Annotated in this window: 5 protein-coding genes; all 5 read left to right on the top strand. The window is 53.4% G+C overall.

The window, feature by feature from the left end; translation table 11 throughout:
- Positions 1 to 184: 184 nt before the first annotated feature.
- The 5 genes from WIH05_RS12660 to WIH05_RS12640 all read left to right on the top strand — a co-directional run bounded on the left by WIH05_RS12660 (position 185) and on the right by WIH05_RS12640 (position 8,306).
- The gene (locus WIH05_RS12660; RefSeq protein WP_022273292.1) at positions 185 to 2,740 is read left to right on the top strand and encodes a transglutaminase domain-containing protein; all 2,556 of its coding nucleotides are present in this window, start codon (positions 185 to 187) and stop codon (positions 2,738 to 2,740) included.
- Between the two features lie 386 nt (positions 2,741 to 3,126).
- A complete protein-coding gene (locus WIH05_RS12655; protein WP_022273316.1) occupies positions 3,127 to 3,639 on the top strand; it encodes a deoxyuridine 5'-triphosphate nucleotidohydrolase in 513 nt (170 codons plus the stop codon).
- 15 nt (positions 3,640 to 3,654) lie between these two features.
- A complete protein-coding gene (locus WIH05_RS12650; protein WP_022273317.1) occupies positions 3,655 to 4,434 on the top strand; it encodes a tetratricopeptide repeat protein in 780 nt (259 codons plus the stop codon).
- A gap of 9 nt (positions 4,435 to 4,443) precedes the next feature.
- Entirely contained in the window at positions 4,444 to 5,694 is a 1,251-nt protein-coding gene (gene hflX / locus WIH05_RS12645) for a GTPase HflX (RefSeq protein WP_022273318.1), read from the top strand.
- Between the two features lie 167 nt (positions 5,695 to 5,861).
- Positions 5,862 to 8,306 carry a ribonucleoside triphosphate reductase gene (locus WIH05_RS12640; RefSeq protein ID WP_022273319.1) on the top strand — a complete coding sequence of 815 codons (2,445 nt, stop codon included), beginning with the start codon at positions 5,862 to 5,864 and terminating at the stop codon, positions 8,304 to 8,306.
- The last annotated feature ends 252 nt before the right edge of the window (positions 8,307 to 8,558 follow it).

Below are 8,558 nucleotides of genomic sequence, written 5' to 3'. Positions count from 1 at the left end.
GGACTTCCCACCCTTTCCGAGTATGAGATCTGGGAGACAGACGAACAGGAATTCAGAGAGTGCGCAGAGATCGTGCATTCCTTTGGTAAATAAGATCCCCGGAGGGCAGAAGGGAAAGGCAGGTTCTTTTGGAAATGGACTTGCCTTTTCCCTTGTATAAAACCAAAAGACAGGAGAGAACTCTATGATGTTTACAGAAAAAGCAATGAAAGCGGCGGAAGAAAAGTTCAGCCGCCTGTTAGAAAAAGCAGGAGAGAAGAAAAGAGAAGAAATCCTCTCCAGACTGGCACAGGCAGAAAAGACGGAAAGCGCCGATGTGATCGCCGCCATCAAATGGATCTATGCCAACAGCCCTTTAAGCGACCTGGCCAACTACGATTTTGAGATCTTCCAGTCCTGCGCAGCGCATGGAGTGTTCTTAAGGGAAAATTCCCCCTTTGCAAAGGATCTTCCGGAGGACATCTTCTTAAACTATGTGCTCCATGTGCGTGTCAACGAGGAAGAGCTCTGTGACTGCCGTAAATTCTTCTATGGACTGCTGGCAGACCGTGTCAACAGCCTTTCCATGCACGACGCCATCATCGAGGCCAACTACTGGAACGCAGAAAATGTAATGTACCAGGCCACCGACAGCCGTACCATCTCCGCACTGGGAGCATATTATTCTGCATACGGCCGCTGCGGCGAGGAATCAGCCTTCGGCGTAAACGTATACCGTGCCATCGGTATTCCTGCCAGACAGATCTACACACCGCGCTGGGCCCACTGTGACGACAACCACGCCTGGGTGGAGGTCTACTGCGACGGCGCATGGCACTTCCTTGGAGCCTGCGAGCCGGAGGAGGTATTAAATAAGGGCTGGTTCACCAACGCTGCCAGCCGCGCCATGCTGATCCACAGCCGCTGCTTCGGCGAGATCAGCGGAGAGGAGATCATCTCCAAGGTGGGAATGGCTTCTTTCCTGAATAACCTGAAATTATATGCAGTTACAAAATATCTGAAGGTCTGCGTAAAGGACGAGGCCGGGAAGCCGGTACAGGGCGCCCAGGTGGGCTTTGGGATCTTAAACTATTCCAGCTTCTTTGATGCTGCCATCATGGATACCGACGAAAACGGCTGCTGCGGCCTGACCTGCGGCCTGGGAACCATGCATATCCATGTAAAGAAGGGCGATGTATTCTGCGAGCGTCTGGTCTATACTCCGGATGTGGATACAGTGGAGATCGTTTTAAAGAATGAGCCGGTGAATTATGATACATGGGAGCACTTTGTTTCCATTGCACCCAAGGACCAGATCGTCAACGGCGCAAAGCCCACAGAGGAACAGAAAGAGCTGGGCATGAAGAAGACTGACGCTGCCAATAAAAAGCGTGAGGCCAGAGTGGCAGCCATGTTTGATGCAGATAAGGCGAAGGCCATTGTGGACAAATACGGTTACGGCCAGGAGATCTACGAGCTTCTGTTTGAGAGCCGCAGCAATGTGACCCGTCTGGAGGAGTTTTTAGAGGATGAGACCTTCTCTGCCCACGCAAAAGAGAAGCTGCTTCTGACTCTTTCCAAAAAGGACAGAAGAGACGTGGATACAGATGTATTAAAAGAGGCCCTGGCCCTTACAAAGGATTATACCTTTGAGGATGAGGAGCTGTTCTACCAGTATGTGGTATGCCCGCGTGTGTTCAACGAGCCCTTAAGAAAGAACCGCCAGTTCATCCTGGACTTCTTTACAGAGGAAGAAAAGGCTGCCTTCCGTAAGGATCCCAGATCCGTATGGGAGTATATCAATAAAGAGATCGCCTTCAACCCGGATATCGAGTACGGTCAGATCGTGACCCGTCCAGTGGGAGCCTTAACCGTAAAGAACGGAAACCAGCGCTCCAAAAAGATCCTGTTTGTGGCCATCTGCCGCGCCCTGGGCATCGTATCCAGAGTGAACCCCATCAACGAGCTGGCAGAGGTTTATGAGGACGGCCGCTTCGTTCCGGTGGAGATCCTGGACAAGGGGGGCAGCACCATCGTCTTCCAGAAGGGAGAGGGCGAGAACTGGGCATACTTCCCGGACTTTTCTGTGAGCCAGCTTGTGGACGGCGGATACCAGACCCTGGATCTGGAAAATGAAAAATGGGACGGCAATGAGCTGAAGATCTCCGTTCCTGCCGGTCAGTACAAGGTCATCACCGACAACCGTCTTCCCAACGGAAATATCTTCGCCAGCCGGTACATCTTTGTGGTGGGCGAGGGCGAGACAAAGACTGTGAAGCTGGAGAAATACCATGCAGATCTGGCCGACATGCTGGATAACTTCACTCTGGACGAGTTCAAGGTATCCGATGAAAACGGCAATACGGTCAAGGGCAGCGAGCTCACAAAGAACCCGGCTGTGCTCATGTGGTTAGAGCAGGGTAAGGAGCCCACGGAGCATATCTTAAACGAGATGCTGGAGCAGGAGGCCGACTTCCAGAATCTGTCCGCCGATATCATCTTTATGGTAAAAGACAAGGCAGCCCTGGAAAACGCCAAGCTGACCAAGGTCCTCAGCACCTTCCCAAGGATCCGTGTTCTCTACGACACCTTCGTTCCCAATGTGGAGACACTGGCCCGCAGAATGTATGTGGACCCGGAGAAGCTTCCTCTGATCATCGTTACCACAAAGGAGCTTAACGCCGTTTACGCATGCAGCGGCTACAACGTAGGCAGCGGCGATATGTTAGTGAAGATCTGCAGGAACTTTGCAGGAAAATAGACTGGAACCATAAGAAACGGTAGTTATACAAGCACCCGCGTACAGAGGCATGAGATCTGTGCGCGGGTACTTTTAATTTCCGCCAGCCGCCAGCGCCGCCCCGCTCTCCGGGAGATGCACATTTGCAGGAGCCGCGGTCCATATCCCAGGGACTTCTATAAGCCTCAACGGCTCCGAAACCCAGTGCAGATCCCGGAGAGCGGGGCGGCGCGTCCCATGCGGACATGAGAAAAAATATTCCCCATTGAAATCCCCCCTCAAACTTGATATAGTAGAATCCAGCACGGATTTCCCCCGATCCATCCATGGGCCGGAGGAGGCCCCTGCCGCAGGCGGGGGCTGCTTGAATGGTCATAAAATATCAGACAGGAGAAAATTTCAGAATAATGAAAAGAATCGCAAAATTTGAAAAAATATCCTTTAAACAGTTTCTCACCGACTGGCAGTCAGAGTATCCCGATGACAGCGAGGACCGGATCCAGGAGATCTATGATTCCATCCGCCTTCCCCGCCGCGCCACCGCCGGTTCCGCCGGATACGATTTTTTTGCCCCCGCAGGCTTTTCCCTGGATCCGGGCCAGTGCACCAGGATCCTCACCGGGATCCGGGCCAGGATCGACGACGGCTGGGTCCTTAAGATCTATCCCAGGAGCGGTCTGGGCTTTAAATACCGTTTACAGCTGAATAATACGGTGGGGATCATCGACAGTGATTATTATGGCTCCGACAATGAGGGGCATATCCAGATCAAGCTGACCAACGACAGCCGGGAGGGAAAGCGTCTGGAGGTAAAGGAAGGAACGGGCTTTGCCCAGGGGATCTTCCTGGAATATGGGATCACCGTGGACGACGAGACGACGGAGGAAAGAAACGGCGGCTTTGGCAGCACCACCAGATAGGGACGGAGAGCGCATATGAAACAGAATTTCCGGAAACACTTAAGACCGCTGGCGGTCCTGGCAGCAGCGGCGGTCCTTCTTACGGGCTGCAAAGGAGTTACAGAGGAGGAGAAGGCCGCCCGGGAAAACGGGATCGCCCTTTTAGAAAGCGGCGACTACGAGGGGGCCCTGGACCAGTTTGAGGCGCTGATCCAGGACGCAGACCGGGTCACAGACTTTGAGGTGGATATCCTGAAATACCGGGCAGAGGCCGAATATGGTCTTAAGGACTATGAAGCTGCCGCCCATACGTATGATATCCTGAGCCAGATCGACAAAGAGCGGGCGGAATACGGCTATTTTGCCGCTCTGTCCCTGGCAAAGGCCGGGGATCCCGCCGGAGCCTGGGAAAAGCTGGAGCAGGGAAGGGCCTTGGACGAGGACGGAACGGCCCCGGGCTTCGCAGAGGCCATGACGGCTGTGGGAGAGGCGTACCTGGATTCCGGCGATCAGGAACGGGCAGACGCCGTTTATACGGAGCTGATCCAGTCGGGGAAGGCCGGTACCTCTGTATATAACCGCCTGGCCATGGCGGAGATCAAGGCGGGGGACTATGAAACAGCCCTCAGCTATTGTGAGACAGGCCTGGCTCTTTCGGACCGGACGGCAGTCCGGGAGCTTAAATTCAACCAGGCGGTCTGTTTTGAGCATCTGGGCCAGTACCAGAAGGCTCTGGAGCTGTTCCAGGCATATACGGAAGAGTTTGGAAGCGATGAAGCGGCGGAGCATGAGATCGCCTTTTTGAAGACGAGATAGGAGTTTTTCATGGCAGAAATGATTGAATTAAAGGAGCAGGAGGAACGGGTGATCCTGGTGGCCGTGAGCACCGGAGAGGACGATGATACGGCCGCCTCGGTGGACGAGCTGGAGGAGCTGGCGTCTACGGCGGGGGCCGTTACGGTGGGAAAGGTGATCCAGAACCGGGAGAACGTCCATCCAGGGACGTATCTGGGGAAGGGAAAGATCGAAGAGGTGAAGGAGCTTTTATGGGAGCTGGACGCCACAGGCATTATCTGTGACGACGAACTTTCCCCGGCCCAGCTTAAAAACCTGGAGGACGCCCTGGATACGAAGGTCATGGACCGCACCATGGTGATCCTGGATATTTTCGCATCCCGGGCCAGGACCAGGGAGGGAAAGATCCAGGTGGAGCTGGCCCAGCTCCGGTACCGGGCCGTGCGCCTGGTGGGGCTCAGAAATTCCCTGTCCCGTCTGGGAGGAGGGATCGGCACCAGGGGACCGGGAGAGAAGAAGCTGGAGGTGGACCGGCGTCTGATCCATGAGCGCATCAGCCAGCTGAAGTCTGAGCTGGAGGATGTGAAGCGCCACCGGGAGGTGGTGCGGAAAAAAAGAGAAAACGGAGGGGCCTTGACGGCGGCCATCGTGGGCTATACCAACGCGGGAAAATCCACGCTGTTAAACCGTCTGACCCAGGCTGGGATCCTGGCCGAGGACAAGCTGTTCGCCACTCTGGACCCCACCACCCGGGCCCTTACCCTGCCCGGAGGCGAGCGGATCCTTTTAACGGATACGGTAGGCTTTATCCGGAAGCTCCCCCACCATCTGATCGAAGCCTTTAAGAGCACTCTGGAGGAGGCAAAGTACAGCGATGTGATCCTCCATGTGGTGGACTGCTCCAATCCCCAGATGGATATGCAGATGCATGTGGTCTATGAGACTTTGCGCCAGCTGGAGATCACAGATAAGGAGATCGTCACTGTGTTCAACAAGATCGACCGGGAGGGAGCCGATACCGCAGGCCGGGATATGGCAGCCGATTACCGGGTGAAGATCTCTGCAAAGACGGGAGAGGGGCTCCCGGACCTTCTGGGCGTCCTGGAGACCATCCTCCGGAGCCGGAGGATCTATTTTGAAAAGGTGTTCTCCTATGCAGAGGCCGGGCGGATCCAGCGGATCCGGAAAAACGGCCGCCTCCTGTCAGAGGAATATAAGGAGGACGGGATCCATGTGACGGCCTACGTGCCGGTGGAGCTGTTTGAGGAGCTGTACCGGTAAAGAGAGATACAGAAAGGGATATGCACATACCTGGTGGATAACCTGTGGATAACTACACAATATCTGGTTTATGATAAAAATAAGAAAACCAGATATTGTGTTTTTATTTCGGCTCTGCTATAATAGGGAATACGACATTGGCGATATCCGAAGAAAGGGGAATATAGATGATACAGGTCATCAAGCGCGATGGTGAGATCGCGGATTTTAATTTAGGGAAGATCACAGAAGCAATCAAGAAAGCCTTTAAAGCCACAAAAAAGGACTACAACAATGAGATCCTGGAGCTTTTATCCCTCCGGGTAACGGCAGATTTCCAGAATAAGATGAAGGACGGAAAGATCTCTGTGGAGCAGATCCAGGACAGCGCGGAGCACGTGCTGGAGGAGACCGGATATACGGATGTGGCAAAGGCTTATATTTTATATAGAAAACAGCGGGAGAGGATCCGCAATATGAAAAACACCATCCTGGATTATAAGGATGTGGTGAACAGCTATGTGAAGGTAGAGGACTGGCGTGTGAAGGAAAATTCCACAGTTACATATTCTGTGGGCGGACTGATCTTAAGCAACTCAGGGGCGATCACGGCCAACTACTGGCTGTCGGAGATCTATGACACAGAGATCGCCGAGGCCCACAGGAGCGGAGACCTGCATCTCCATGACCTGTCCATGCTTACCGGATACTGCGCCGGCTGGTCCTTAAAGCAGCTGATCATGGAGGGCTTAGGCGGGATCCCTGGAAAGATCACCTCCTCCCCGGCAAGGCACCTTTCCGTGCTGTGCAACCAGATGGTGAATTTCCTGGGGATCATGCAGAACGAGTGGGCCGGAGCCCAGGCGTTTTCTTCCTTTGATACATACCTGGCGCCCTTTGTACGGACGGACCGCCTGGACTATCCGGCGGTGAAGAAATGCATCGAATCCTTTATTTATGGCGTCAATACCCCCAGCCGCTGGGGCACCCAGGCTCCGTTTTCCAACATCACCCTGGACTGGACGGTGCCGGACGATATGGCCAATATGCCGGCTATCGTAGGCGGAAAGGAAATGGACTTCACCTACGGAGACTGCAAGGCGGAGATGGATATGATCAACCGGGCCTTCATTGAGACCATGATCGAGGGAGATGCCAATGGCCGCGGCTTCCAGTATCCAATCCCTACTTACTCCATCACAAAGGATTTCGACTGGTCCGACAATCTGAACAACCGGCTGCTGTTTGAAATGACCGCCAAATACGGCACTCCGTATTTCTCCAACTATATCAACAGCGATATGCAGCCCAGCGACGTGCGCAGCATGTGCTGCCGCCTGCGCCTGGATCTCCGCGAGCTGCGGAAAAAGACCGGCGGCTTCTTTGGTTCCGGAGAGAGCACGGGCTCTGTGGGCGTTGTGACCATCAACATCCCCAGGATCGCATATCTGGCAAAGGATGAAGACGATTTTTACGAGCGTCTGGACCATATGATGGACATTGCGGCCCGCTCCTTAAAGATCAAGCGGGAAGTGATCACAAAGCTTCTGGACGGCGGCCTGTACCCCTACACCAAGCGGTATCTGGGCACCTTTAAAAACCATTTCTCCACCATTGGCCTTATCGGTATGAACGAGGCATGCTTAAATGCCCGGTGGATCCGGAAGGATCTGGTGAGCCCGGAGGCCCAGAGGTTTACAAAGAATGTGCTGAACCATATGCGGGACCGTCTTGTGATCTACCAGGAGGAGTACGGCGACCTGTATAACCTGGAGGCAACTCCGGCGGAGTCCACCACCTATCGTCTGGCCAGACACGATAAGGAAAAATATCCGGATATCATCACCGCCGGGTGCGAGAAGGACGGAACGCCCTATTATACAAACAGCTCCCACCTTCCGGTATCCTATACAGCGGATGTGTTTGACGCCCTGGATATCCAGGACGAGCTGCAGACCCTGTATACCTCCGGTACGGTGTTCCATGCGTTCCTGGGCGAAAAGCTGCCCGACTGGAAGGCAGCGGCCAAGCTGGTACGGACCATTGCAGAAAATTATAAGCTTCCTTACTATACGCTGTCTCCCACCTATTCCATCTGCCGGGAACACGGCTATTTGAACGGTGAACACTTCACCTGTCCTGTATGCGGGGAAAAGGCAGAGGTTTACAGCCGGATCACCGGCTACTACCGTCCGGTCCAGAACTGGAACGATGGAAAGACCCAGGAGTATAAGGAAAGGAAGATGTACGACATCGGCCATTCCGTCTTAAAGAGATCCCCGGAGGCTTCCAGGGAGATCGCCCAGGCCATTCATCAGGCCAGGGAAGAGATCCAGGAGGCCAGAAATGAGGGAAAGGCCGGAAATGAAGGGAAGGCCAAGGAGCCGTCCATGATCCCCCAGGGAAACGGCGCGTTTCTCTTTACCACCAAGACCTGCCCAAACTGTAAGATCGCCAAAGAATTTTTAAAGGATGAGCAGTACCAGGTGGTGGATGCAGAAGAAAATCCAGAGCTTTCCGATGCCTATGGGATCATGCAGGCGCCTACACTGGTGCTTGTAAAGGACGGAGAGATCAGAAAATTTGTTAATGCATCAAATATCAAAAAATACGTGGATTCCAGAAAAAAATAAATTTTAGATGGAACGGATCGGTTAAATGGGAACCGGGAAACGGCCAGGTCACAGGCTGTCTCCCGGTTTCTGCTTTATAAGGGAAAAATCTTACGATTTGAGGAAAAATTCTATAATAATTCGGATAATATCTTGTTGATTCCAGGAAAACATGGTAAATTAAGAGTGAAAGTTGGAAATCAACGGAAGTTTTTGTAACTGGCAGATCATGGTTTCGTGTTTCGGCACAGATAGAGATCGGAAGAGCACACG

It is taken from the genome of Alitiscatomonas sp. (assembly GCF_037242085.1).
Taxonomy (GTDB): domain Bacteria; phylum Bacillota; class Clostridia; order Lachnospirales; family Lachnospiraceae; genus Alitiscatomonas; species Alitiscatomonas aceti.
The sequence above is the reverse complement of the archived record's forward strand: the minus strand, read 5'-3'. Positions and strand labels throughout refer to the sequence as shown.